Genomic DNA, 25,873 nt, shown 5'->3' with positions numbered 1-25,873 from the left:
CGTTCTAATATTATTCCACTTCTTTTACTTCCTTAATCAATTATGATGTCGGAAATGCTAAACTAGGGAAAGAAAATCGAGTTTACAGATGTTAGAGGTGAAGATTGACATGTCCGATGATTTCTTTAAAAAAATGGAGCTTGAAACTGGTACGAAGTTGAACCCCGTCCAACGTGCTGCGATTGAGCATGATGAAGGTCCGCTTCTGTTACTTGCTTCCCCCGGGTCTGGTAAGACAACTACCTTAAACTTTAAAATTGCTTATTTAATCTTAGAAAAGAAAGTAAATCCACGAGCGATTCTAGGTTTGACGTTTAGTAAAGCAGCAGCCCATGAAATGGCGGAACGGTTTCACGGTTGGTTTCATCATCTTATTGGGACGACTGCGTCCTTTTCCACCATCCATAGTTTCGCTTTTCAGGTCGTGCGAGATTATGCGTCATTGAATCAGTTACAATATACGATCATCGAAGGTGCTTTGGAAAAGACAGCGAATCAGCCGATGCATAAACGAATGGTATTACGTCGTATTTTCCAGGAAATAAACCGTAGCGTCATCACAGAAGATCAAATGGACGAGTTGTTACGGATGATTTCTTTTGTCAAAAACCGCCTCCTCGTCGAAAAAGATATTCGTACATTAAAAACAACGATTAAAAACTTCACAGAAATCTATCTTGCATATGAACAATTTAAACTGCGCGATCCCTCACATCCTTTGATGGATTTTGATGACATGTTGACGTATGCCAATACGATTCTTGCTGACGATGCTTCTTTGTTAGCTAACTATCAACGACGTTTCGAATATATATTGACGGATGAAAGTCAGGATACCTCTCTCGTCCAGCATCAACTCGTTGAAAAATTGGCTCTTCCGCATAACAATCTCTGTGTTGTCGCTGATGATGACCAAACTTTATATAGCTGGCGTGGTGCCGATGTTTCGAAGATTATCCACTTCAAGGACACGTACCCGGATGCAACGGTTTTGTATATGGAACAAAATTATCGTTCGTCAAAAGAAATCGTCGAAACGGCGAATCAATTCATTCAACGGAATAAAGTACGACATCCGAAAAAAATGTTCACAGAAAATCCATCCGTCCGTCCGATTACGATTGAACAGCTTGCTTCTTATGAAGATCAAACGCGATATGTCATCAATCAGTTGCGGCAGGAAACGAACTTTGAGGAAGTCGCGATTCTTTACCGGAACAATGCATCGTCAATCAATGTCATGAATGCACTCGATTTAGCAAATGTTCCATTTTACATTAAAGATGTCGATCATAAATTCTTCAGTCACTGGGTCCTAAAAGATATTTTACATTTTATCGAATTCGCCCAGGATCCTTCCGACATCGATGTATTGGCACAAATTCATACGAAGTTTGCCGGCTATATTTCTAAAGTCCAGTTGCAACGCCTCTATGAATTACGTAATGGTGAACATGCGTTTGACTTGTTACTTCAACATGTCGAGATGAAGTTTTACCAAAAGAAACAATTAAAAACGATGAAAACTGTTTTCGCTTCGATTCAAACTGCCCGTCCGGCTGCTGCTCTTGCTTTGATTCGTAATGAACTCGGATACGAAAAAAACTTACGTAAGATGAGTGACAGTCTTGGATTCAGTATCGATTATTTACTTGAGATGTTGAACACGATTGAAAATGTCGCCAGTGACTTACCGACCGCTCTCGCATTCAAGGAGCGTATTGTTCACTTAGAGCAACTGATGCGTGATGCCAAGTCCAATAAACATCAAAACGCAGTCACGCTTTCCACGTTCCATAGTGCAAAAGGACTCGAATTTAATCGTGTCTTCATGATTGATTTAATCAATGGCGTTTTACCATCATCAGATAATATCAAATCCTATAAAGATGGTCAGCTCGAAGAAATGGAAGAGGCTGCTCGGTTGTTCTATGTCGGCATGACACGAGCACGTCATGAACTCCATTTGATTTCGTATCGCTACAAATCAAAAGTCGTCGAAGAATCGATTTTTGTTGGCAACGTGCGACAAATCCTGAATCCAGATGCCGCTAAACGACAAAAACAGCAAGCACAAGTTCGACCGAGTATGCGTCCTCCCGTAGAACTATTACCAATCGAGGAAAAGATGCGGATTGCCCATAAATCATTTGGCGAAGGGACTGTTCTTCATTTAACAGGAGACGTTCTCGATGTTCAATTTGATCAAGGTGTCGAAAAACAATTTTCCCTTCAAGTTTGTTCAGAGAATCAACTCATTTCCATTTTATAAGAAAAACCCGCTGCATTTTCTACTGCTACGACGAGTAGAAAAGCTGACGGGTTTTTTCTTGATTTAATTTTCTACTTAAATACGATCATCGTTTCGACTGACGAGTGCATCTCGAATTTCTGTAAGCAGTCTTTCTTCCGTCGTCGGTTCCGGGACTTCTTCCGTAACTTCTTCTTTACTCCGAAAACGATTGATAGCTTTGACGAATAAAAACAACGCAAAGGCAATTAAGATGAATTCAATCGTTGCTTGAAGAAACTGTCCATACAATAATTCTGCACTCCCGACGGACACTGATAATCCTTTTACATTTACTCCACCAACTACGATGCCAATCAACGGCATGAAGATACTGTTGACGAGTGCCTTTATGATACTACTAAATGCTGCCCCTAAGATGACACCAATCGCTAAATCAACGACATTTCCGCGAAAGGCAAACTCTTTAAACGCTTTAAACATATTACCCTCCCGTTAAGACCATGTTCCGGCTGCAAGTTGACTGATTGCATGACCGACACCATGTTCATCGTTTGTTTTTGTGACGTGAGCGGCAATCGCTTTTGCATCTTCATGTCCATTTCCCATCGCAATCGCAACACCTGCGACTTTGAACATTGGAACGTCGTTTAAGTTGTCACCGATGACTGCGACCTCATCGATTGATACACCTAAGTGCTTCGCTAACGTTTTGACAGCTGTTCCTTTATCGGCACCGACTGCCATGACTTCGATGTTATCGTGACCAGACGACGTCACATAAATGCCGTCAACTTTTTCTTCGACTTCTTTCCAAATCTTATTCATTAAGTCTTGATCGAACGAGAATGAGATGAATTTAAAGACTTGTCCCGCCTGATTCCGGATGAAGGAACGGAACCCATCAATCATTTTTACATCTTCATTGACGTAATAGCGTTTATAGAAAAAGTCGAGAACTTCTTTCGCACGGTCACTTTCACGACTCATATCTTTTAATGAGTCATACGCTGCATCGATTGTTGCGCCTTGCGCTGTTACGAGACCTTGATCACAGAACATCTCGAAAAACACTTCATATTGGCTGATGATACTATAAATTTGTTGCGCTTGTTCAGCCGTCAACGTCGTTGCGCTCAGTTGTTCACCATCGCGCGTCATGACACGTGCACCGTTCGATGCAATGATTGGACAAACGATTCCTGCTTGATCCGTTAATTCCTTCGCATTTAAGTAGTTCCGCCCTGTTGCAATCGCAAAATCGACGCCTTGTTCCTTTGCCGCCTTAATCGCATCAATCGTTTCCTGTTCGATTTTTTGATTACTCGATAAAACCGTACCATCCATGTCGGAAATCAATAACTTGATTGCTTTTGCCACTTCTTCCACTCTCCTTTATCTTTTTCAATCCCACTATACCATTTCTCTTTTTCTTTGCCTTCTCAAACCTGTTTCGAACGAATCGTGATCAAAGTCATACCTTTACCTTTTCTTCCTTACAAAATCGGAGACAACAATCTAGAAATGCTCTCTTTAAATTTAATCAGCCTCGACCGTTCTGCATATATTTCAGCAGTTAACAACTTTGATACTTCACAATCAGCGAGAAATAATTGTTCTAACTCGAGCGCAGTCGCTCGATCATATACAATCGAGTTCATTTCAAAGTTCAATCGAAAACTCCGGGCATCAATGTTCGTCGTTCCGACCGAAGCAATCTCCCCATCCACTACAATTGTCTTTGCATGAAGAAACCCTGGTTCGTACGTATAGATTTTCGCTCCATAGGCAATCAGTTCTCCCGCTGCGGCTGTCGTCGCCCAGTAAACGAATGGGTGATCCGGTTTATTCGGAATCATGATTCGAACATCGACACCAGACAATAGCGCCATCTTACACGCATCCATGTAACTGGCATCTGGTATGAAATAAGGCGACTGAATCATTACTGATTTCTTAGCGAGCGAAATCATTTTAATCAATACATTTTTTAAATGTTCTGTCTCAGAATTTGGTCCGGATGTGACAATTTGCATGGGTAACGGCTGATTGATTTCGTGAGATCCATAATAAAAGAGCGTTTTATCCGTGTAGATGTCATTCGCTTGATTCCAATCCAAAATAAATCGATCCAATTGATCGTGAACGACCTCACCTTCTAGCCGAAAATGTGTATCACGCCAATAGCCGAATTTCTCATCAATTCCAAAATACTCCGTTCCGACATTAAAGCCTCCGATGTAACCAATCTGCCCATCGACGATACAAGACTTACGATGATTCCGGTTGTTCATTCGAAAATTAATGACTCCAAACGTCGGTGGAAAAAACGCAAACACTTCTCCACCATGATGAAGTAAGTCTTTAAAATCTTGTCGTTTCAAATCACGAGAGCCTACTGCATCATACAATAAACGGACTTTGATTCCTTGACGCGCCATCTTCGTCAATGCGTCAATCAATGCTAAGCCAAGGGAATCTTTTTGGATGATGTAATACTGGATATTGATTTCATGTTTGGCATTCATGATGTCTGTCATCATTCGATTAAATTTTTGTTCACCATCTGATAGAATCGTCACTTCATTTTTCAGGCTGAGTAATGACCCGTTTGATTTCAGATTCATTTGAATCAATTGATTGTATCGTTCGATCAACGGATATGTCCGTCGAAGGTCACCCAAATGGTTCAATTCTGCAATCTGTAGCTCGACACGTCGTGACTGTTCCAACCGCTCCTCTTCTTTAACATGATAAAAATCCTTTTTCTTGAGTAGGCGTCCAAAAAATAAATAAATTAAAAATCCAACGATCGGAATGAAATAGAGGACGAGCATCCAGGCCCATGTCGCACCAATATCACGCCGTTCCAAGAAGATGACCGTCAACACTGCAAGTAAATTCATGATTCCCAGTCCAAACAGTAAGACAACTGTAAACGTGCTAAGTACATCCATCATATCCATCCCTCCTCTCCCTTCTATTCCCCAGCATCCATTCTTTAGTCCCTTTGCCGTTCATTAAAAAACATGCCTGAAATTCAGTAGTAACTGAATTTCAGGCATGTTAGTTTAAGCGTTCGACTGTTCGTGTCCGTGCTGTATAGCGATTTCTTCAACCATCGTTTTCGCACTGGCAACACAATCCGGTAAACCGACGCCATCATAAGCCAATCCCGCTAAATACACACCAGGATACTTACTCATGACTTCGTCACGGACAATTTGAATCCGTCCTGCATGACCAACCGTATAAGCTGGTAAACCATCAACTAACCGGCTGATGATGACTTGTCTCGGTGCAAGCGTTTGACCACAAATTTGTTCCAAATCTTTTAATACTGTTTCCTTGATGACATCATCCGTCTCGTGAACGAGCGCATCATTACCTGGCCGACCGACAAAAGCGCGTAAAACCGTATGATTCGGTGCAGAATGACTCCACTTTTGATCGATCGCCGTACATGCCGTAATCGAATACCGGGCACGTCGATTGACGACAAAACCTGTACCTTCAATGGGTAATGTCGCTTGCTCATCGAAAATCAGCGTAACCGTCGCCGTTGAATGGGTCTTCAACTGCTCAAGTTCCCGTAAATCGGCATCCGGAAGTAAACTGACGACTTGAGGATGAGGAATCGTCAAGAGTACATAATCGGCATACTCAGGACCATGATCTGTTTTTAAGCGATACCGTTCATTTTCACGCGCAACTTCGAGTAAAGGCGTTTCTAGACGAATTTCAGTCCGTTCAAGCACTTCTTCTAAACGTTCGACTAGCGATTCAAGTCCCGTTGAAAGTGACAGGAACTGTCCTGTCGCTGGTTTCGTTTGTCCTTGAACCTGCGCAGTCGGACGCATCAAACGCATCCCTTCGAATAACGATCCCGCTTTTTGTTCATTCGCAACGAACTGCGGATATGTCGCGAACGTACTCATTTGATCAATGTTCCCGGCATAAATTCCCGACAATAACGGTTCGATCAACTTCTCGACCAGCGCATCCCCGAGGCGAGGACGCAAGTAACTACCGAGCGGAATATCTTCTTCAGGAATCGTCAATTGATCAGAAGGATGAAGCAACAATCGTGCAACCTCCGCTTTTTCCGAATCTGTCAGCAACGTCGTCTCTGAAAATAAGTTTAAATCGGTCGGGATCCCCATCACAGACCCTTTCGGAATCGGATGGAGACCACCTGGATCTAAAATGAATGCTTGCGACGTGTTGTTTCGAACCAACTTATCGCCTAATCCAACCGCTTCAATTAAATCGGTCAAGATGTGTTTTCGTGCGACGTAAGAATCCGGACCACGCTCAATCATGAAGCCGTCTTCTCGATAGGTCGCGACTTTACCACCAAGTCGCTCACCTGCTTCTAGGACGGTGATATTTAAATCAGGAAATAAACGTTCTGCGAAATAGGCAGCGGCAAGACCAGTAATACCCCCGCCGACGATAACGAGACGTTTACTTGACATAGCTACCAACTTGTTTTGCGACGGCTTCCGTGACTGCCTCCATGAAAGCCGGCTCCGCGTTTGGCATACCTGGTCGAGCATAGTGGATACCGAGTTCGTCACATACGACTTTACACTCGTAATCATTATCAAACAAAACTTCTAAATGGTCAGCGACGAATCCGACTGGTACGTATACGAATGCTTCATACCCTTCTGTTTCATAAACATCACGCGTTAAATCTTGAACGTCTGGCCCGAGCCAAGGTTCAGGTGTTTGTCCTGCCGATTGCCATCCTGTAATCATATGTTTGACACCAGCACGTTTTGCAATCAACTCTGCCGTTTCTTTCAATTGATCCGGATACGGGTCACCGTTTGCAATGATTTTCTCAGGAAGACTATGCGCTGACACGACGAGGACCGCTTTTTCTTCTGTTACAGGCAGTGCATCGAATGTTTGACGAATCGCTTGTCCCCACCAGTTGATGAATGCTTCTTCTTGGTACCATGATTCGACAGAAGCAAGCTGAATTCCGTGTTTGTCCGCGACTTCTTTTGCTCGTCCATTGTATGAACGAATGCTGAATGTCGAATAGTGTGGTGCTAAAACAACCGTCACTGCTTCCGTGATGCCGTCTTTTGCCATTTGCTCGACCGCATCTTCGACGAACGGTTCGATGTGCTTGAGACCTAGATAGAGTTTGAACTCAATTTCGCCCGCATATTTTGCAGACAACTGACGATGTAATTCTTCCGCCTGGTCAATCGTGACTTGTGCAAGTGGCGAGACACCGCCGATTGCTTCATAACGCTCCGTCAGTTCAGCGAGTGCTTCAGGTGACGGTTTACGCCCACGACGGATGTGCGTGTAATATCGTTCGATATCTTCCGGTTTATACGGTGTTCCGTATGCCATTACGAGTAATCCAAGTGTTTTCATTTTGCTACCTCCATTTTTTCTTTCGAATAATCATGGATAAATGCAGTCAAGCGTTTTAAGACTTCTGGGTCGACTTCCGGGAAGATTCCATGTCCTAAATTAAAGATGAATCCAGGACGTTTCATTCCCATGTCAAGAATCTCTGTTGCTTTCGCTTCTAAGATTTCCCATGGTGCAAGTAAATAAGAGGGATCAAGGTTTCCTTGCAACGTTTTTGTCAACCCGCGTTCGCGTGCTTCGTCGATCGACAGACGCCAATCAAGTCCAACGACGTCGAGCGGTAAATCATGCCACTCTTCTGCTAAGTGACTTGCACCGACACCAAACATAATCATCGGAACGCCCGTTTCTTTTAATTCCGTGAAAATCCGCTCCATTGTCGGTTTGATGTAGAGAACATAATCTTTCTGACTTGTCGTTCCGACCCATGAATCAAAAATCTGAAACGCTTGAATCCCAGCATCAACTTGAGCTTTAATGTAGTCAATCACCATGTCTCCGAGTTTCTCCATTAATGCATGCCATACATCCGGATGTCCATACATCAATGCTTTCGTTTTATGGTAGCCTTTTGAAGGTCCACCTTCAATCATATAGCTGGCAAGTGTAAACGGTGCGCCTGAAAACCCAATCAATGGTACTTCTAATCGTTCCCGTAATAACTTGATGGTCTCGAAGATATATGGAATATCTTCTTTTTTAAACGGTTGTAGCGCCTGTACATCTTCCATCGTTTGAATCGGATTCGCGATGACCGGACCGATGCCACTTTTAATTTCAACATCAACACCCATAGATGGTAATGGCGTCATGATGTCTTTGTACAGAATCGCTGCGTCAACACCAAGTTGTTTAACCGGCAATTCAGTGACGTATGCACATAGTTCTGGATCATGTGTGATCTCGAACAGCGTACGCGTCTTTTTAATTTCACGATATTCCGCTTGATAACGACCTGCTTGTCGCATGTACCAGACAGGTACGTGGCCCACTTGTTCGCCACGGACCGCCCGTAAAAACGTATCATTGAAGTTTTTCATCATAACTACCCCTTTATACTCTTACTAACGCCCCAAAATAACGTACGATAAGTTTGTGAACACAGAAACATTATATCTGAAATGAAGAAGTCTGTGCCAATAAATCGGTTACAAAATTACAGTTCCTTATCCAGTTCATTAAATGTTCACCGTTTCTTGTAAAGACCAAACGCAGCATTCAATTGTCCCCGAATTAAATCAGTTCGTTGCTGCTCCGTTACTTTCCGCTCTTTTTCACGGATTTCATGCGTCCGCCAACCATCTTCGATTTTTTCTGCAACTTCAACTAGTCGTTCAATATCTGTAAATGAATATTTTCGTGTTTTCCCGTTCGTACGCTCCGGGAAAATAAGTTTCCGCTCCTCATAGTAACGAATCTGACGTTCCGATAACCCTGTCAATTCACAAACAATCCCGATCGACATCACTTTCTTTTCACGGTAACTCATCTTCGTCACTCCTTTTGATAAAAATACCATGTCAGATTTTCTGACACAAGTCGTTCCTTAAAAACAATTTCCGTTTAAAGTAAACACATACTTTAAATTGATAAAGGAGGAACGACGATGAATCTTGAAGAAATGATCATTTCAGTTGATACGTTTTATGTCTTATTCGCTACGCTACTCGTCTTTACGATGCAAATCGGTTTCCTATTACTTGAAACGGGAATGTTACGCGCCAAAAATGCAGGGCACGTCGCCGTCAAACAGCTCATTAGTTTTTCCGTCGCCGCGTTAGCTTTTTGGGCGATTGGGTTTGGACTGACGTTCGGAGACGGACCTGGTCTAATCGGAACGGAAGGATTCTTCTTACAAGGAGGGTTCTCAAGTCTCGACTGGTCAAATGTTACAATCGATGTTAAGTTCCTCTTCCAACTCTCATTCGTCGCTGTTTCCTTAGCGATTGCCTGGGGCGGGTTTGCTGAACGAGCTAAACTATCTGTTTATCTGCTGTTCGGAACATTCTTTGTCGCCATCATTTATCCAATCATCGCTCGCTCCGTTTGGGCAGGTGGTTTCCTCGGTTCACTCGGTATGCAAGACTTCGCCGGTTCGACCGTCGTCCACTTACAAGGTGGAATCGCCGCTCTCGTCGCCGCGTTAATTTTGAAAAAACGGATTGGCGCTGAAAAAACGCCGCTCCTTGGTCACAACGTCATCTATTCTGTCGTCGGCGCCTTCATTCTTTGGTTATGCTGGTTCGGCTTCAACGCTGGATCGACATTGACGATTGCCGACGGGTTCTTCAGTTATGTCGCCTTGACGACGTTACTTGCGACAGCTGCCGGCGCACTCGGTGCACTCGCTATTTCTTTCTGGCATCGTCGTGTGGCAGACATTCCTTCGATTATCAACGGCGTACTTGCAGCACTCGTCGCGATCACTGCAGCCTGTGCATTTGTTGAGCCGTGGGGTGCCGTCGTCATCGGTTTCCTCGCAGGTATCATCACGTACGGAACAAGCATTTTACTCGCGCGCCGTGTCGATGATCCATTATGTGCCTTCTCTGTTCACGGTGTCGCCGGGATTTGGGGCACACTTGCTACCGGGTTCTTCGCCTCACCACGCCTCGTTGAAATCACAGGGATTGGACAAGCTGGATTATTCTACGGGGGTGGATTTGGTCAACTCGGTGTCCAAGCACTCGGTGTTGTCTTCGCCGTCGTCGTCGTCAGTGTCTTAAGTTATGCTTTCCTCAAACTCCTCGATGTAACGATCGGTCTTCGGATCACGCGAGAAGATGAACTCCGCGGACTTGATGTCGCTGAACACGGACAAGCTTCCTATGACCTCCCCGCTCCAATCAGTAAAGAACTAAAAGCAACGTACGATGCTGAAACTTCTGAAAAAGTGAATTAAGCTCTCGCTTTCTTAAACAAGAAACTAACCCCCGATTTCTCGTGCCTACTTAGGAACGAGAAATCGGGGGTTAGTCTGTCATACATTACATTTCATTTTCTGAGATACATTTCACTAACGGCAATGGCGATGATTGCCCCAATCAAGACGATAGGTTGTCCGTTCATTAACATAGCGATTAATGCTAATGCGATAATCTGAAGGATTGACGCGACCCGAATGACTTTTTTACGAGAGCTATTCGCATCTCCAAAAGGCAACAAGCGCGTTAAGAGGTGTGAGTCAATCGCTCGTGTGAACGGTGCCAATTGGAAACTTGTCAAACCACTGAAGGCAGGAATTGCAAACGTGACAAGCCATGGATTATCTTTTCCGAGCCAGATGAAGACTGCTCCAATCAATGTAAGCCGAACAATCAATCCAATTCCGTCTGTGCTACGAATGAGTTGCTTCATGTAAAGGTAGTCGAACGTTTGTTTTTTATCAAATTGAATTTTTTCGACGAGTTGACTTAAGATACGGCGTTGTTTATACGTCTTCGATAAGCGTGGAACATCGACGAACCAGTTCGCAATCCGATAGAAACGATCACGCGACTCTTGCTCGATTGCAATCCATTCCATCAGCGGTAACTGCTGATATTTTTTTAGGTGCAGCGTGACGAGCAGTAAGCTCGTAATCACTATACTGAAAATCGGCATGTCAATCATCACTAAAACCCCTGCACCCACTGCATGCAGAACGACAAGTCGGTGCGGAATCGCTTCTAGTTTCGATAGGTTCGCGCTCGCACCAATCATCGCGAGAGCGAAAAATAATACGATCATCTCAAGCGGACTCGTTGATTCCGTTCTTACATAAAGGACAGCGATTGCTAAAAACGGAATGACAACTCGAACCATTCCTAAAAAAGCATTGTACAGTCGGACCCGCTTCATATAAGAACTAAGTTGCGGCAAGTTCGGCAATAAAAATACTTGGTCAGCTTCGACTAAGAACGTTCGTGCCGTCCGATAAAAGGCGATGATAATGAATAAACCGCCCATCAGCAGATTTCCAGGAAAGTCGCCATTGATTTGATTCAGAAACCGCCCATAGACGACGAGAGCATATAATACGACGAAGTAGACCGTAAATAACAACCCACCGTTCGCCATGTACTTCGTGTACTTGGTCATTTCCGACATCGCAGCTTGATAGCGTTCTCGCCATAAGGTAGCACTCGTCATCCTTCTGCCTCCTCAATGGCAGCTACATAAATGTCATCAAGCGAACTATCCGTTAAATCAAAACGTTTCCGCAATTCCTCGGTCGTCCCCTCTGCTGCGATATGTCCATCGTGAAGGAGAATAAATCGATTACAATGCCGCTCCGCAGTCTCTAAAATATGTGTGGACATTAAAATACCTTTTCCATCGGTTTTTAATTCACTAAAAATATTCAACAATTCCCGGATCGCTAGTGGATCGAGACCAACAAACGGTTCGTCAACAATCAATAACTCACTGCCTGTGATTAAAGCACAGAGAATCATCGCCTTTTGTTTCATTCCTTTAGAAAATACACTTGGAAACCATTCCAGCTGTTTCGTCATCCGCAATCGCTCTGTGTAATGTTCGATTCGTTCTTGTGCTGTTTTCTCATCGACATCATACCCTTGCGCCATTAAGCGAAGGTGCTCTCGAAGAGTCAACTGTTCGTATAACATCGGCTGTTCCGGGATGTATGCCACTTGTTTCCGGTACGTTTGTTCATCAGCTGACAGACTGACACCGTTAATCAAGATTTCACCTGACTTAATAGGTAACAATCCTAATATGTGCTTAATCGTCGTCGATTTCCCGGCACCATTTAATCCAATCAGTCCAACTAACTCCCCTTGCTTTACAGCTATATCAATATGATGCAACACTGTTTTCGATCCATATCCACCTGAAAGATCTTTAATTTCTAATAACAAATCTAGCCACTCCTCTCATTAACTATCCTAGACAATTCATCCTTGTTTTTCTACTGTTGATGATTTTTTTTAAAAGAAAAGGTTTCAATACATCTTATTACGGCAATTACTCTAAGTGTAATCGTTACATCAATATATGAAAAACGATTTACAAAAATTGAAAGTGTATGTCACATCAAACGTTTTATAGAGAAGTAACTGGTCTAATCGTCTAGCTATCTTATCTACTTGTATTGTTTTACTTCTCATCAAAAATTACGTTTATGAGTCATTCATTTTCAAAGTGTTTATAACAACCTGAAAACAGGTAAATCTAAGTATGAAAAGGAGTGTTTCAAATGGGATTCTTATGGGCTTTAATCGTTGGTGGACTAATCGGTTGGGTAGCAAGTTTAATCATCGGGAAAGACGTTCCTGGTGGCATCATCGGTAACATCATTGCTGGTTTCATCGGCGCAATCATCGGACAGTCAATCTTCGGTTCAATGGGACCTGATCTTGCCGGGTTCGCAATCATTCCTGCAATCTTAGGTGCAATCATCTTAATCTTCATCGTGTCATTGATTCTTCGTGCCATTCGCAAGTAATCATTATCATCGAATAACAATTTAAATTAGAGGAGTGTTTTTAAATGGGATTTTTATGGGCTTTAATCGTCGGCGGTTTAATTGGTTGGGTAGCGAGCTTGATTATCGGGAAAGACGTACCGGGCGGCATCATCGGTAACATCATCGCAGGTTTCATCGGTTCAATGATCGGACAAGCTATCTTCGGTGACATGGGACCTTCTATCGGCGGTTTCGCGGTAATTCCTGCAATCATTGGTGCAATTATCTTAATCTTCATCGTGTCACTCGTTCTTCGTTCAGTAAATAAAAAGTAAGTAGCAGTAACCACTAAAACTAGTAATTCAAAGGAGTGTTTTTTAATGGGATTTTTATGGGCTTTAATCGTTGGCGGTTTGATTGGTTGGGTAGCGAGCTTGATCATCGGGAAAGACGTTCCTGGCGGCATCATCGGTAACATCGTCGCTGGTTTCATCGGTTCAATGATCGGACAAGCCATCTTCGGGGACATGGGACCTGACATCGGCGGATTCGCAGTTATTCCTGCAATCATCGGTGCAATCATCTTAATCTTCATCGTATCGTTGATTCTTCGTTCAGTAAACAAAAAATAAGTAACAGTAACTACAACTACTAATTCAGAGGAGTGTATTTTAATGGGATTCTTATGGGCTTTAATCGTCGGCGGTTTAATTGGTTGGGTAGCGAGTTTAATTATCGGGAAAGACGTTCCTGGCGGCATCATCGGTAACATCGTCGCTGGTTTCATCGGTTCAATGATCGGACAAGCAATTTTCGGAGACATGGGACCTTCTATCGGCGGTTTTGCAGTCATTCCTGCAATCATCGGTGCAATCATCTTAATCTTCATCGTATCACTCGTTCTTCGTTCAGTTCGTAAACGGTAATAAAAACTAATTACTTGAGACCTTATTCAAACTAAAAAAGGAGTGTTTTAAATGGGATTCTTATGGGCTTTAATCGTTGGTGGTATCATTGGTTGGTTGGCAAGTCTTATTCTTGGTAAAGACGTTCCCGGTGGTATCATCGGTAACATCATCGCAGGTTTCGTCGGGGCCATGATCGGTCAAGCTCTCTTCGGTAGTTGGGGACCTGATCTTGGAGGATTCGCCGTCATTCCAGCATTACTCGGAGCAATCATCTTGATTCTAATCGTTTCGTTCATTCTTCGTGCAGTGAACAAAAAATAATAAATGAAAGCACCGGTAACAGACTCGAAGTTCTCAAAGTCGTTACCGGTGCTTCTTTTGTACCATCAGCGTAATTCTAACCACATTTTATCCGAACGCTCGATCACTCTTTTTTCTGAGCGCAAGTTAAGCCAACCTAGTATATCTTCAAAGAAGCTCGTCGGGTACTCCCAGACGGTCCCGATCGATTCATTACTTTTCGATTCCGGTTTACCGGCGACTGCTTCAAGCTCAGACGGCGTCTTATTTAAATCAATCATGATGCTTTTTACATCATTGTTTGCATACGTCACTTCAAAACCGTCGTACACTGCACGATTTGCTACATTTGATGCGGGAGGACCAAATTCTTTTTCAACAGAAGAACGGTTCTCATCCAAATAAGCTGTCATCGCGTCGATCGACTTGCCTGTTCGTGCCTCGACTTCAGTTTCTAACAATTTTTCGATGTCTAATCCATACTGCTCCGTGACGTCTGGTTTGATTTGCTTCGCTAACTTAAACGTTACTTCCGTTGTTTTTTCGTCTCCCAGTTGAACGGTTTGACGGTCTCGTCCTGTCTTACCATTGGCTTCGACACTTGCAAGTACATCGTACTCACCCGGGAAACGTTTGATTTTCAACGGCTCATCCTCCTGGACGCCTACTTCTTCATCATCTATGAAGACGGTCGTCTCTGGTACATCACTCGTTACTTGAAGTAGCTGTTTATTTAGATGAAGCACATATTCGTCATACCAAAAGCGCCCTGCTGTTTTTTTTAGCTCGAATAAATCCTGTTCATTTTTCTCTGCTGTAGGTTCAGGGTAGTTTTGCTGATCGGCTTTAATCTCCGCCGCTGCTCGGCTGAGACGTCCATCCTCTGCCTGAAACCATTTCATCAAACGAGTTGCTTCCGCAATCGATACGACTTGATCATCTTCATAGACGAGTTTTTGGAACGCAGCCCGGTTCTGATCGTTCACGGCTTTCACAAAAACAGCTTCTGTACGCTCTCGCTCAGCAGCCGGCTTGATTTGGCTTACGTACCCCCAGACTCCCCCTGCAACTAAGAGGAGAACGATTCCGATGATGAGCAAACGCTGATTTCGTTTTTTCCTTCGTTCATGTAACGTCATACGAGACGGCATCGTGAGTTCCCTACTTTCTTTAATCTTGTGTATCTAAGTGTAAAAACGTTTGATTACGTTGTCAATCACACTTAAGATGGAGATAATTCTATTTTTAAAAAAGGAGTAATCCCTATGCAAAAAGATAACTGTATTTTCTGCAAAATTGCTAAGCACGAAGTACCTAGCCATAAAGTGTTTGAAAATGATGAGGTTCTTGCATTCCTCGATCTTTCTCAAGTTACAAAAGGTCATACATTAATCATTCCAAAACAACATGCAGATTACGTATACGATTTATCGGTCGAAGATGCTCAATCAGTCTTTGCCGTAGTTCCGGAAATTAGTCGTGCCTTACAAAAGGAAACACAAGCTGCTGGCATCAACATTCTATCGAACACGGGCAAGGTCGCTGGACAGTCCGTATCACACTTTCATATTCATTTAATCCCACGGCATGATAAACATGATGGTTTTGGCGCAAAATGGGAAGTTCATAATGAAGACTACACGGCTGAAGAGCTTGCCATTTTAGCAAATTCAATCTCGACTCACCTGTAAAAAGACCTTCGAATGCATTATTCCATACACCCTTTTTTAGAAATATTGTCAAAATAGGTTTCCAATATCGGATTTTCGGTAAAATAATATGAAACAAATATTTTAATATTAAAGAAGGAGGTAAACTATGTCGAAGCGTCCCCAACGTAACTGGGTCGCTTTTGGTGCTACGCTGTCGCTTGTGACTTTTTACGGTTTGAAGGCGCTTCGCCAAGGTACTAAAAGTGACTCTTCGAATGGTAAACAACGTCGAAATTCTTATTCTACAATCGTAACGAACGTGCAGGATTTAACACAGGAGGGCAAGAACTTAATAGAGACAGCTAAAATTTCCGGTACAACCTTCAAAGATGAAGTTACGAAAGATGTCTCTGTGTATCAAGCCGAGATTCAAGAATCCATTTCGCGTATTCAAGAATTAGCTGATGAGGCGAAACAAGATGCGGATCACCTCTCTCCTCAAAAGTAAGGTCCATTGCTTCGATTTGTTTTTTGTATAGTTTGCATTTTGCGTTTTTTAGCCATCGTCACCTTTCGAAAGGATGAGTCAGATATGGAACATGAAAAATTATATCCTGGACAAGAAGCACTGTTATACAGTCATAAAATTGTCCAGCTGAGCAAAGCACTATGGAAAACGGTAGAAAAAGATTGGCAAAATTGGATTAAGCCCTTTGATTTAAACATCAATGAGCATCATATCCTCTGGATTTCACATGCTTTAGGTGGTGCTTCGATTTCTGAGATCGCGAAGTACGGTGTCATGCACGTTTCAACGGCGTTTAACTTCTCTAAAAAATTAGAAGACCGTGGTCTGTTGACATTCTCTAAGAAAGAGACGGATAAACGAAATACCTACGTTCAACTCACACCGGCTGGCGAAACGCTTTTACTTGAGACCATCCAAGCGTTCCGTCCGGAAGAGAACGGTGTCTTCCGTGCCTCACTCCCGCTTCAAGAATTATACGGGAAGTTTCCTGAGCTGACGGACATCTCTGCAATCGTTCGTCGTTTATACGGGGACAGCTTCATGGATATCTTCGCTGAAACGTCGAAAATGATTACAGAAGAAGCTGATCGTCGCCCGCAAGACCCTGTCATCGATTCAATCAAAAAGGCATAACTCGATGCTTTTAAAAATCAGGCGTTCTAGCCTCTTCCTAGAACGCTTTTTGTCTGTTTTGTGGAGTGACGGTCACATTACTAGTCTGTGTCAAAGACAGAATTCCCATCACAATTTCCCATAAAAATAGTCGACGCTGTTGATGATGAATGTGATAGCATAGAAAAGAGCAAACATCTTTTGAAAAGGTGTGCAGCTGTCAACCTAGCCAGGATATGATATGATAGAACGGTTGAAATAAATGGTAAATTAGGGGTGTATGTATGAAGAAGAAATTTTTAAGTGCAGCAGCAGTCGCAAGTGTTTTCACACTAGCAGCGTGTGGGTCAAATGATGAAGCCGTCATCAACTATAAAGGTGGCGAAGTAAACAAGGCTGATGTCCAGGAAGAGGCCTATGAAAAAGCGGGTGCGCAAATCGCTTTCCAACAAACAATGAACGAGCTTCTTGAAAAAGAATATGGCAAAAAAGTAACGGATAAAGAAGTAGAGGCAGAAGTCAAAAAAACAAAAGACCAATTCCCGGATGAAGAGCAATTCAACTCTACATTGGAAACAGCCGGTATTAAAAGTGAAAAAGAATTCGAAAAAGTTCTTCGCACACAAATGCTCTTAACAGAAGCGAAATCTGCGAAATCTAAAGTAACAGATAAAGAAATTGAAGAACGTTTCAATCAAGAAAAAGTTGAAGTAAAAGCAAGCCACATTCTTGTCGAAAAAGAATCAGAAGCAAAAGCAATCAAAAAAGAGTTAGATGACGGTGGAGACTTCGCAAAAATCGCTAAGGAGAAATCGACAGATACAGGTAGCGCTACGAAAGGTGGAGACCTCGGTTACTTCACAAAAGGTAAAATGGTCGAGGAATTCGAAACGTATGCCTTCAAAGATGGCGTTGAAGGTAAAATCTCTGATCCAATCAAAACACAATTCGGTTACCACATCATCAAGGTAACGGATCGTAAAGAACAAAAGGACTTTACACTTGAAAAAGAAGAAGACCGGATCAAAAAAGAACTTGCTGAAGAAAAAGCAGCTCAAGTCAATCCGAACGATATCTACCGTGCATTGATGAAAGAATACGATGTCAAAATCGAAAATAAAGACTTTAAAGACGCATTTGATCTCGATAAACAAGAACAAGAACAAATGCAGCAACAAATGATGCAACAACAGCAGTAATCAAAAAACGCCGATGATTCCGTTTTCTATACGGAGTCATCGGCGTTTTCTATACATATTTTCTGAGCATGGCGACCAAGTGCGTAGATGAAGCAACTCCCCCGCCTGAAGAAAGCACATGTGCGAAAGCGTGATTCCTTTTTAAGTCCGCTCTTTTTTGATCAACGAATGGGCGCACGTTCGTATTGCTTCGGAAGGATGACCTCATCATGGAGTTCTGCCGCTGCATGATGAACCCAATACGGTTGCCGTAAGAGTTCACGTGCGAGTAATACGACATCAGCACGTTGACTCCGTAAAATCTCTTCTGCCATCGTTGCTGTCGTAATTAATCCAACTGCCCCTGTCTTGATTCCTGTCGCTTGCTTGAGCTCTGCAGCATAGGGAACTTGATAACCAGGGTATACGTCTGGAACTGCATTAGCGACGACGGCACCGGAGCTACAATCGAGTAAATCGATACCTCGTTCTACTAATGCTTGTGCGAGTGGAATATAGTCCGTCGCTGTCATCCCACCCGGTGCGTGATCAGCTGCTGAAATCCGGACCCATAGTGAGATATCCGATTTTGCTTGGATGCCTTCGATGATTTCAAGTAAGAAACGCATCCGGTTTTCAAGCGATCCGCCATACTGATCGTTTCGCTCATTTGATAACGGTGATAAAAATGTATTGATTAGATAGCCATGTGCCCCATGTAATTCAATGAAATCGTACCCTGCTTGTTCAACGCGTAATGCTGCATCGATAAATTGTTGCTGAATTTTTTTTATGTCTTCTATAGATAACTCGGCTGGACTTCCATATGAATCATCAAAGGCAATCGGACTCGGTGCGACAGGCGGACGTGCTGTCGTGCTTTTCCGTCCCGCATGTGCTAGTTGTACGCCAACTTTCGCCCCCGCTGCTTGTACTTGCTCCGCAATCCGTCGTAAGCCTTCAATTTGCGAATCTGACCAAATTCCTAAATCGCCTGCTGAAATCCGTCCGTCAGGTGTCACAGCTGTCGCTTCTAACATGACACCTCCTACACCCCCTACTGCGCGGGACGCGTAATGTGTCACGTGCCAATCCGTCACCTTACCGTCTTCTTTCGCGCTATACATACACATCGGTGCCATGATGACACGATTACGAAACGTCACATTCCCAATTTCGATTGCTTCGAATAACTTTGCCTTCATTTTATTCTCCCCCTACCGCTGATTATAATTTTGGTCGATAAAACGAACGGTTGTCGAGTGCAAACGAACGTTCAGAGAATTGTCCTGGTTCCACGTATTCAAGAAGACGATCCATCATCGTCATTCGTGCATCCAAATTATCAATTAAAAATAACACTTCTGCTTCGCGCATTTGAGGTGCTACTGCCGATCCCCACTCAGGACGACCGTGATGACTGAGCACTAGATGTTGTAAGACCGTCAACACTTCAGCATCAATCTCGAGTTCTGCTCCGACTTTTTCAAGTTCTGCGACCATTAATGAAATATGACCGACAAGTTTTCCAGGAAGCGTATACTCTGGCGTGACAGGATCTGATAACTCTTTTATTTTTGCATAATCATGTAACACGACACCTGCTACGAGTAGATCGCGATTCAATGTCGGATAGAGCTTCGCGATTTGATCGGCAAGCTTCAGCATCGACAGTACGTGGTACGATAACCCTGAGTAGAACGCATGGTGGTTCTTAACAGCCGCCGGATGCGTAAAGTAGGCATTAAAGTTTTTAGTGACAAGGTGTTTGACGATTTTTTTCATATCCGCTTGTTGAATCGACTCGATGTACTGGAGTACTTCTGTTTCGATTTGTTCCCGCGGGAGCGGTGCTGCCTGAATGTACTCTTCAACATTGGTCTCATCGAGTACCGTAATTTGTTTTAGTTTCAACTGTGTCCGGCCGCGATAATCCATCACTTCACCTGCCGCATGGACGATGAACTTAGGTGCATACTTTTCGACATCACTCGTATCCCACATCTTCGTCTCAATTTCACCTGTCTTATCTGCTAAAATCAATGTGAGATATGGTTTTCCGTTCGCCGCGATGCCTTTCATCGACTGCTTAATCATCACACGTTGATCCAGCATTTCTCCAACTGCCAGTTGTCCAATACCTTTCATTTCACAACACGTCCTTTATTTTAGAAGTTAATCGTATCTTTAATATTTTTCATTATGCTTACTGCAATTCACTTATTTATTCTACTATATGGGAGCCTTAAACATGAAATTCGATTCGCACTTTAACTGGTACCGCTACATGACTGTATCAGACTACGACCAACAACTAAATAACGAAGAGACCGTCAGTCCCTCAAAAATTGAGTGGGTTCGTCAGCTTCGTACAAAAGATGTCAACTTTACCCGAGCAGAACTCGGTGTCTTATACGGTTCAATCGTGACTTGGCAAAATCCTGACGACAAAAGCGACCGTCGCTTCATCTGCTATTACATCACGCCAACTGAACTCATCACGATCGGACTCTCTGAACATATTATGTCACTGGCTGCACCGTTTGACTCAAAAACAGCTTTTGATGCCTTTTATCAAAATTAGGCGAGAATACGCCCACTTCTAAACGAAGTGAAAGTGGGAGATGAATCGCCAGCCTGCTTTTCGGGTATATTCCCTTTGAAGGAGGTGAAAAATGGTGTTGACACACAAGGCCTACAAATTCAGAATCTATCCGACAAAAGAGCAGGAAATCCTGATCGCGAAGACCATCGGTTGTTCGCGCTTCGTCTTCAATCACTTCTTGGCGAAGTGGGATGAGACATACAAAATGACAGGAAAAGGACTGTCTTACGGTTCTTGTTCGAAAGAAATTCCGATGTTGAAGCAGGCGTTCGACTGGCTAAAAGAAGTCGATAGCACATCTGTGCAGACAAGCGTCAAACATCTTGCCGATGCCTTTGACCGCTTCTTTAAGAAGCAGAACGAACGGCCTCGCTTCAAGTCAAAGTGCAACCCTGTTCAATCGTATAAGACGAACATTCAGGGCAATTCTCAACTTCCCGAAGTCTCGATCGTTGGTGCCAAAATCAAAATTCCAAAGCTGAAGTGGGTGCGCTTCGCTAATTCGAGGCAGGTCGTCGGACGCATCTTGAACGCGACCATCCGGCGTAACGCTTCAGGAAAACACTTCGTCTCCCTGCTCGTCGAGCAGGAGAGCAACGAAATACCGAAGACGGGCTCATCCGTCGGCGTCGATGTCGGATTGAAGCACTTCGCCATCCTGTCGGACGGTACGGTGTACAAGAACGACCGTTACTTCCGTTCGCTTGAGAAGAAGCTGGCGCGTGAGCAACGCAAGCTTTCTCGTCGTCAACGGTTGGCCCTGGACAAGAAAGTAAAACTTTCCGAGGCGAAGAACTATCAAAAGCAGAAGCGCAAGGTCGCCCGCATCCACGAAAAGATTGCCAACAGGCGAACCGATTTCCTGCACAAGGTATCGACCGAAATCGTTAAAAACCACGACGTCATCGGGATTGAGACCTTGCAGGTGAAGAACATGCAGAAGAATCGCAAGTTGAGCAAGTCCATCTCCGAGGTCAGTTGGTCAGAGTTCTTCCGCATGCTCGAATACAAAGCGGAATGGTACGGGAAGACCGTCGTCAAGGTCGCCAAGACCTTTGCTTCCAGCCAACTGCGCTCCAGTTGCGGACATCAACACAAAGACGTGAAACATCTTGGATTGCGTGAATGGACATGTCCGAGTTGCGGCATCCATCACGACCGGGATGTGAACGCAGGATTGAATCTTAAACAAGAAGCAGAACGCCTCTTAGCTTCTTCAACCGTCGGGACGACGGGGTTAGCCTGATCAATTTTCGACCGTTAGGTCGGATCACTCAGGAATCCCCCCACCTCTAAGAAAAGCGTAGGTGGAGGTAGTTCAAGCGATTCTTTCGTTACAAATGAATACGTACTTTTCAGGCATCGATGACTTTGAAACGGAACTCTTTTCTCGACAAGATGAACTCCGGGGCAACATCAATGAGAATTCACTCGATAGCATCTTTGCTTTACGCGATACAATTGAGAACTGGTCTGACTTAATCGTCCCTTTTCAAGAATTGATTCTCGCAGGCCAAGAAGCCTTCGTCGCAGTCACTGATTTTGAACACCATCTTCCGTTTCGCCTTGCCAAACGGCGTTTCGAGCGTTTATTGATGTTGATTGAACACTATCAAAAGGATATTGAGGTTCTGCTCGATTTATCGACGACTGTTTCAAACTTCAGAGGAAATGAAATCATGAAAGCCCTGACGATTTTCACGGCTGTCGCAACTCCGATGATGGCCCTCGGTGCGATTTGGGGCATGAACTTCAAGAACATGCCCGAACTCGACTGGAAATATGGTTACGCCGGTGCGCTCACCCTCATCTTGATTACGACTGGCGGAATCTTTTATTGGATGAAATGGCGTGGATGGCTTGGTGCGCTCGTTCGCATGCCTAAAAAACGAACAAAAAAATAGATGTAGGAACATAAGTTCGTTATACTGATTTTATCATACTTACTTTTAGGAAGGAGCTGACTTTGATGGGACGAAAAATCATTCATATCGATATGGACGCTTTTTACGCTTCTGTCGAACAACGCGATCGCCCTCACTTAAAGGGTGTTCCTGTCATCGTCGGTGGCCCTCCTCATGCACGTGGAGTCGTCGCGACGTGTTCCTATGAAGCACGGAAGTACGGTGTCCACAGCGCGATGCCATCTCGTCGTGCCTTTCAGCTTTGTCCGCGTGCCGTCTTCATCCGTCCCCGATTCGACGTCTATCGTGCGGTTAGTGCGCAAATCATGGAACTGTTTCTTGAAGTCACACCGCTTGTCGAACCATTATCACTCGATGAAGCGTACCTCGATGTGACGGAGAATAATTTAAATATGCCGAGTGCGACCCACATCGCAGAGTATATCCTTGCTGAAATCAAACGCCGGACGGACTTGACGGCATCCGCTGGTGTCTCTAATTCGAAGCTCGTCGCAAAAATTGCTTCCGGTTATCAAAAACCGAACGGCTTAACCGTTCTTCCGCCTGAGGAGGTACTTCCCTTTTTGTCTTCTTTACAAATCGGTGACTTGCATGGTGTTGGGAAAGTCACAGAGCAGACGCTTCGAAAACATGGATTTGAGACCGTCGCTGATATCCAACAGTCACCGGTCGAAGAACTCCGCGGGTTACTCGGTCGGGACCGTGGAACAGAATTGTATACGATGGCCCACGGTGAAGACGAACGGTTAGTCCGTCCCCACCGTGAGCGCAAATCGATTGGATCTGAAACGACCTTCGAAGAAGATACGGAAGATATTGATACGATTTTCGAAACCTTAAAGCGAGAGGCCCAATCTGTCGTCCGTAGTCTGCAACAAAAAGAACTCGTTTGTCGGACAGTCACCGTTAAGTGGAAAACAGAGACATTCCAATCACGTTCAAAACGTTTCACTTTTCTCGAAGAGACGAACGACGAAGATCGGTTACTCACGGTAACGACAAAATTATTTAATGAAATCGAATTCACGGGTCCGATTCGTTTAATCGGAATGAGTGTCAGTCATCTTGAAGTACCACCAAAGTCGAGACAATTAACGTGGCAAGATATTGACTCCTACTTGTAAAATGAATGACTATTCAGTACACTTGAATTAGTTATTTTACTAAAGGAGGAAGAGACATGCTCTATACACTTACTGTATTCGCGGACCGTGGAGAAACTTTACTCGATGATACGTTTGAATCACCTAACGATTCAGATGCAAGGGAGGAAGGGATCCGTCGTCTCAAAGAAGGAAAGTTCGAACATAAAGGCGCCCGCGTCACGCGTGCCGGTAAATTAATTCATTTCGAGCGTGCTTATTTACCTAAAATTGTGCCTGTTGCAGGCAGTTCAACATAAGTTCTTATTGAAATCAGAGTCATCTATGTACAAATTAAGAGGAACGCGACGAAAAAGAAAGAATCTTCTATTGTCTAATGCCACTTTGTCTACACACCGAGAGCCCCGGACATTGTCCGAGGCTCTGTTTACATCTTATTGCACGTCGTCTTGATTTTGCTCCATCATTGGCGCATAAAGTTCTTCGAGCGGCTTCATGATGATTTGAGTAACTTCCGTCAACATCGTATGCATCCGTTGTTCTTCTTGCATCAATTGACTGATGAGTGGATTGTTTTGAACTTCCAACATTTTTGCTTGAGCTGAAGCCATATCGTCAGGTGTGATTTCTTCACCTTCCATTTGCTTTTGTTGAAGCTCAAGTTGAACGTTACGGAATGAAGCAAACAGTTCATTCGATGCTGGATCAGCGTTCACTTGTGTGTATAAATCTTGTAATGTTGTGTACTCCGGAGTTTCTCGCAGTGCACGTTCGAGCGTATAGGCGTGGTCATACAAATTTGTTTCAGACATATTAAAACCCTCCAATTTAGTTAAGCAATCACGATGATTGCTTGTATCATCCCAATTAAACCACCTAACAGTCCTCCAAGCCAAGTGATAGCCCGGAATTCCTTCCGAGAAATCGATAAGACGATTTCTTCGAGATACTGTGTATCGAGTAGGTCGACCTCATCACGCACAATCGATTCGACGTCGAGTGTCGTCATGATTCGTTCTGCGTGTTTCACCGCTTGGTCAATCAACCGGTCGACAATCACCGGAACGAACTCGGTCCGCACTTTCTCATCAAACCGGCCGAGATAATGGTGTAATGGCTTATCCAACGTTTCTGTTAGTGGAATCCGGTTGATGATTTCCGATTTGACGCGTTCGATGACTTGTTTCTCTAACTCTTCATCAAGGAGTGTATGAATCGGACGTTCCATCACTTGTTCGATTTCTTTCTCGACCATTTCAGTAATGAACTGACGCGTCGACTCTCCTTGTAATACCCGTTTGATTTCAGGTTGAATCATCTCCACCAAATTGATATTCGCAAGTAACATCCCGAACATTCCGCCTCCAAGTTTTCCTTGGATGAATCCGGCGGCCGTCTCCTCTAATTTCATCTTCCCTTCTGGACTATCAAAATAAACATCCGTTTGTTTTAACAATGCATCTACGACGTCAGGGATTGCTTCCTTGACTTTTAAGACTCCGCCTTCGCCGATGACTTCTTGAATCGTTGAGTTTTTCAGATGAATCACGCCGTCCATCAATTCATGTTCAAGCGTCTGTTCGATTTTTTTTCGCAATTGTTCTTCCGGTTGATTGACGAAGCGGCCGATCACTTCTCGAATCGTGACGGTTGAGTGTACCCATTTCATGAGTTCGGTCGTGACAAGATTTGTAACGGCCTCGTGCATCGCAGGTTGTCGAAGGCGTTTCCCGATTCCTTCAGGGGTCACTAAATGTTTGACAACGGTCCGTCCGAGATTGGCTGCTAGTTCATCGCGCCGTTTCGGAATTAGACCTGGTGTAAAAGGAATCCGGTACTTTCCGATATATTTTGCTTCTAGCGGTCGAAATAACATACGAATCGCAAGATGGTTCGTGACTGCACCGATTGTTGCACCTAATACAATCATTCCGATGATTTTTAAGATGGTCATGAATTCGATTTGCATAGCTCATCGTTCCTTCCGAATTTAGTATTGT

30 protein-coding genes are annotated in these 25,873 nt (G+C 43.7%); 16 read left to right on the top strand and 14 right to left on the bottom strand.

Going from position 1 to position 25,873, the window contains the following annotated elements:
- The first annotated feature begins 109 nt into the window (after positions 1–109).
- Positions 110–2,272, top strand: coding sequence for an ATP-dependent helicase (locus A0126_RS03565; RefSeq protein ID WP_088836468.1), 2,163 nt, complete (start codon positions 110–112; stop codon positions 2,270–2,272).
- Between the two features lie 75 nt (positions 2,273–2,347).
- Here the strand turns inward: A0126_RS03565 and mscL are convergent, their stop codons facing one another.
- The 7 genes from mscL to A0126_RS03530 all read right to left on the bottom strand — a co-directional run bounded on the left by mscL (position 2,348) and on the right by A0126_RS03530 (position 9,140).
- Positions 2,348–2,734 carry a large-conductance mechanosensitive channel protein MscL gene (gene mscL / locus A0126_RS03560; RefSeq protein ID WP_029332829.1) on the bottom strand — a complete coding sequence of 129 codons (387 nt, stop codon included), beginning with the start codon at positions 2,732–2,734 and terminating at the stop codon, positions 2,348–2,350.
- Between the two features lie 12 nt (positions 2,735–2,746).
- The gene (locus tag A0126_RS03555; protein ID WP_029332828.1) at positions 2,747–3,631 is read right to left on the bottom strand and encodes a Cof-type HAD-IIB family hydrolase; all 885 of its coding nucleotides are present in this window, start codon (positions 3,629–3,631) and stop codon (positions 2,747–2,749) included.
- Positions 3,632–3,747: 116 nt separating this feature from the next.
- Complete coding sequence (gene cls / locus A0126_RS03550; protein WP_088836467.1) at positions 3,748–5,211, bottom strand: cardiolipin synthase; 1,464 nt, start codon at positions 5,209–5,211, stop codon at positions 3,748–3,750.
- Between the two features lie 111 nt (positions 5,212–5,322).
- A complete protein-coding gene (gene hemG / locus A0126_RS03545) occupies positions 5,323–6,729 on the bottom strand; it encodes a protoporphyrinogen oxidase (RefSeq protein ID WP_088836466.1) in 1,407 nt (468 codons plus the stop codon).
- Positions 6,719–7,651, bottom strand: a complete 933-nt coding sequence (gene hemH, locus A0126_RS03540; RefSeq protein WP_088836465.1) for a ferrochelatase — start codon at positions 7,649–7,651, stop codon at positions 6,719–6,721. Before hemH ends, hemG begins: the two co-directional genes overlap by 11 nt.
- On the bottom strand, positions 7,648–8,694 hold the full coding sequence (hemE, locus tag A0126_RS03535) for a uroporphyrinogen decarboxylase (protein WP_088836464.1): 1,047 nt from the start codon (positions 8,692–8,694) through the stop codon (positions 7,648–7,650). The genes hemH and hemE overlap by 4 nt, the downstream gene beginning before the upstream one ends.
- 143 nt (positions 8,695–8,837) lie before the next feature.
- Positions 8,838–9,140, bottom strand: a complete 303-nt coding sequence (locus tag A0126_RS03530) for a MerR family transcriptional regulator (protein ID WP_088836463.1) — start codon at positions 9,138–9,140, stop codon at positions 8,838–8,840.
- A gap of 117 nt (positions 9,141–9,257) precedes the next feature.
- On the opposite strand from A0126_RS03530, the gene A0126_RS03525 reads away from it, so the two are divergent.
- Positions 9,258–10,553, top strand: coding sequence for an ammonium transporter (locus tag A0126_RS03525; RefSeq protein WP_029332822.1), 1,296 nt, complete (start codon positions 9,258–9,260; stop codon positions 10,551–10,553).
- Positions 10,554–10,645: 92 nt separating this feature from the next.
- Here A0126_RS03525 and A0126_RS03520 read toward each other — a convergent pair whose 3' ends face one another.
- Both A0126_RS03520 and A0126_RS03515 read right to left on the bottom strand, forming a co-directional pair.
- Positions 10,646–11,782: an ABC transporter permease gene (locus A0126_RS03520; protein ID WP_088836462.1), complete on the bottom strand. Its 1,137-nt coding sequence runs from the start codon at positions 11,780–11,782 to the stop codon at positions 10,646–10,648.
- Positions 11,779–12,513, bottom strand: a complete 735-nt coding sequence (locus A0126_RS03515) for an ABC transporter ATP-binding protein (protein WP_088836461.1) — start codon at positions 12,511–12,513, stop codon at positions 11,779–11,781. Before A0126_RS03515 ends, A0126_RS03520 begins: the two co-directional genes overlap by 4 nt.
- Positions 12,514–12,851: 338 nt before the next feature.
- On the opposite strand from A0126_RS03515, the gene A0126_RS03510 reads away from it, so the two are divergent.
- The 5 genes from A0126_RS03510 to A0126_RS03490 are packed head-to-tail and all read left to right on the top strand — an operon-like array spanning position 12,852 to position 14,290.
- On the top strand, positions 12,852–13,100 hold the full coding sequence (locus A0126_RS03510) for a GlsB/YeaQ/YmgE family stress response membrane protein (RefSeq protein ID WP_088836460.1): 249 nt from the start codon (positions 12,852–12,854) through the stop codon (positions 13,098–13,100).
- Positions 13,101–13,144: 44 nt separating this feature from the next.
- Positions 13,145–13,396 carry a GlsB/YeaQ/YmgE family stress response membrane protein gene (locus A0126_RS03505; RefSeq protein WP_088836459.1) on the top strand — a complete coding sequence of 84 codons (252 nt, stop codon included), beginning with the start codon at positions 13,145–13,147 and terminating at the stop codon, positions 13,394–13,396.
- A 45-nt stretch (positions 13,397–13,441) separates the two neighbouring features.
- The gene (locus A0126_RS03500; RefSeq protein WP_088836458.1) at positions 13,442–13,693 is read left to right on the top strand and encodes a GlsB/YeaQ/YmgE family stress response membrane protein; all 252 of its coding nucleotides are present in this window, start codon (positions 13,442–13,444) and stop codon (positions 13,691–13,693) included.
- A gap of 42 nt (positions 13,694–13,735) precedes the next feature.
- A complete protein-coding gene (locus A0126_RS03495; protein WP_088836457.1) occupies positions 13,736–13,987 on the top strand; it encodes a GlsB/YeaQ/YmgE family stress response membrane protein in 252 nt (83 codons plus the stop codon).
- A 51-nt stretch (positions 13,988–14,038) separates the two neighbouring features.
- Complete coding sequence (locus A0126_RS03490; RefSeq protein ID WP_088836456.1) at positions 14,039–14,290, top strand: GlsB/YeaQ/YmgE family stress response membrane protein; 252 nt, start codon at positions 14,039–14,041, stop codon at positions 14,288–14,290.
- A 65-nt stretch (positions 14,291–14,355) separates the two neighbouring features.
- On the opposite strand, the gene A0126_RS03485 is transcribed toward A0126_RS03490, so the two are convergent.
- Positions 14,356–15,420 (bottom strand): hypothetical protein, encoded by a 1,065-nt coding sequence (locus A0126_RS03485; RefSeq protein ID WP_088836455.1) that lies wholly within the window; start codon positions 15,418–15,420, stop codon positions 14,356–14,358.
- Positions 15,421–15,534: 114 nt separating this feature from the next.
- On the opposite strand from A0126_RS03485, the gene A0126_RS03480 reads away from it, so the two are divergent.
- The 4 genes from A0126_RS03480 (at position 15,535) to A0126_RS03465 (ending at position 18,261) form a co-directional block, all read left to right on the top strand.
- Positions 15,535–15,960, top strand: a complete 426-nt coding sequence (locus tag A0126_RS03480) for an HIT family protein (protein WP_088836454.1) — start codon at positions 15,535–15,537, stop codon at positions 15,958–15,960.
- Positions 15,961–16,087: 127 nt separating this feature from the next.
- Positions 16,088–16,429: a hypothetical protein gene (locus tag A0126_RS03475; protein WP_029332814.1), complete on the top strand. Its 342-nt coding sequence runs from the start codon at positions 16,088–16,090 to the stop codon at positions 16,427–16,429.
- 84 nt (positions 16,430–16,513) lie between these two features.
- On the top strand, positions 16,514–17,083 hold the full coding sequence (locus A0126_RS03470) for an HTH-type transcriptional regulator Hpr (RefSeq protein ID WP_029332813.1): 570 nt from the start codon (positions 16,514–16,516) through the stop codon (positions 17,081–17,083).
- Between the two features lie 263 nt (positions 17,084–17,346).
- Positions 17,347–18,261 carry a peptidylprolyl isomerase gene (locus A0126_RS03465; RefSeq protein WP_088836453.1) on the top strand — a complete coding sequence of 305 codons (915 nt, stop codon included), beginning with the start codon at positions 17,347–17,349 and terminating at the stop codon, positions 18,259–18,261.
- 161 nt (positions 18,262–18,422) lie between these two features.
- Here the strand turns inward: A0126_RS03465 and namA are convergent, their stop codons facing one another.
- Positions 18,423–19,445 carry an NADPH dehydrogenase NamA gene (gene namA, locus A0126_RS03460; RefSeq protein WP_088836452.1) on the bottom strand — a complete coding sequence of 341 codons (1,023 nt, stop codon included), beginning with the start codon at positions 19,443–19,445 and terminating at the stop codon, positions 18,423–18,425.
- A gap of 22 nt (positions 19,446–19,467) precedes the next feature.
- The gene (locus A0126_RS03455) at positions 19,468–20,388 is read right to left on the bottom strand and encodes an HD domain-containing protein (RefSeq protein WP_029332810.1); all 921 of its coding nucleotides are present in this window, start codon (positions 20,386–20,388) and stop codon (positions 19,468–19,470) included.
- A 103-nt stretch (positions 20,389–20,491) separates the two neighbouring features.
- On the opposite strand from A0126_RS03455, the gene A0126_RS03450 reads away from it, so the two are divergent.
- The 5 genes from A0126_RS03450 to A0126_RS03430 all read left to right on the top strand — a co-directional run bounded on the left by A0126_RS03450 (position 20,492) and on the right by A0126_RS03430 (position 24,172).
- On the top strand, positions 20,492–20,824 hold the full coding sequence (locus tag A0126_RS03450; protein WP_088836451.1) for a hypothetical protein: 333 nt from the start codon (positions 20,492–20,494) through the stop codon (positions 20,822–20,824).
- A gap of 94 nt (positions 20,825–20,918) precedes the next feature.
- Positions 20,919–22,091, top strand: a complete 1,173-nt coding sequence (gene tnpB / locus A0126_RS03445) for an IS200/IS605 family element RNA-guided endonuclease TnpB (protein ID WP_088838432.1) — start codon at positions 20,919–20,921, stop codon at positions 22,089–22,091.
- Between the two features lie 61 nt (positions 22,092–22,152).
- Positions 22,153–22,749, top strand: coding sequence for a CorA family divalent cation transporter (locus A0126_RS03440; RefSeq protein ID WP_239456832.1), 597 nt, complete (start codon positions 22,153–22,155; stop codon positions 22,747–22,749).
- Positions 22,750–22,814: 65 nt separating this feature from the next.
- Positions 22,815–23,894, top strand: a complete 1,080-nt coding sequence (gene dinB, locus A0126_RS03435) for a DNA polymerase IV (RefSeq protein WP_239456830.1) — start codon at positions 22,815–22,817, stop codon at positions 23,892–23,894.
- A gap of 56 nt (positions 23,895–23,950) precedes the next feature.
- Complete coding sequence (locus A0126_RS03430; protein WP_088836449.1) at positions 23,951–24,172, top strand: YhzD family protein; 222 nt, start codon at positions 23,951–23,953, stop codon at positions 24,170–24,172.
- A 135-nt stretch (positions 24,173–24,307) separates the two neighbouring features.
- Here A0126_RS03430 and A0126_RS03425 read toward each other — a convergent pair whose 3' ends face one another.
- Positions 24,308–24,685, bottom strand: coding sequence for a YlbF/YmcA family competence regulator (locus A0126_RS03425; RefSeq protein ID WP_029332804.1), 378 nt, complete (start codon positions 24,683–24,685; stop codon positions 24,308–24,310).
- Positions 24,686–24,705: 20 nt separating this feature from the next.
- Positions 24,706–25,842, bottom strand: a complete 1,137-nt coding sequence (locus A0126_RS03420; RefSeq protein WP_088836448.1) for a DUF445 domain-containing protein — start codon at positions 25,840–25,842, stop codon at positions 24,706–24,708.
- Positions 25,843–25,873: the final 31 nt, after the last annotated feature.

It is taken from the genome of Exiguobacterium sp. N4-1P (genome assembly GCF_002214325.1).
Note: the sequence above shows the minus strand (reverse complement) of the source record. Positions and strands in the feature narration are given on the sequence as shown.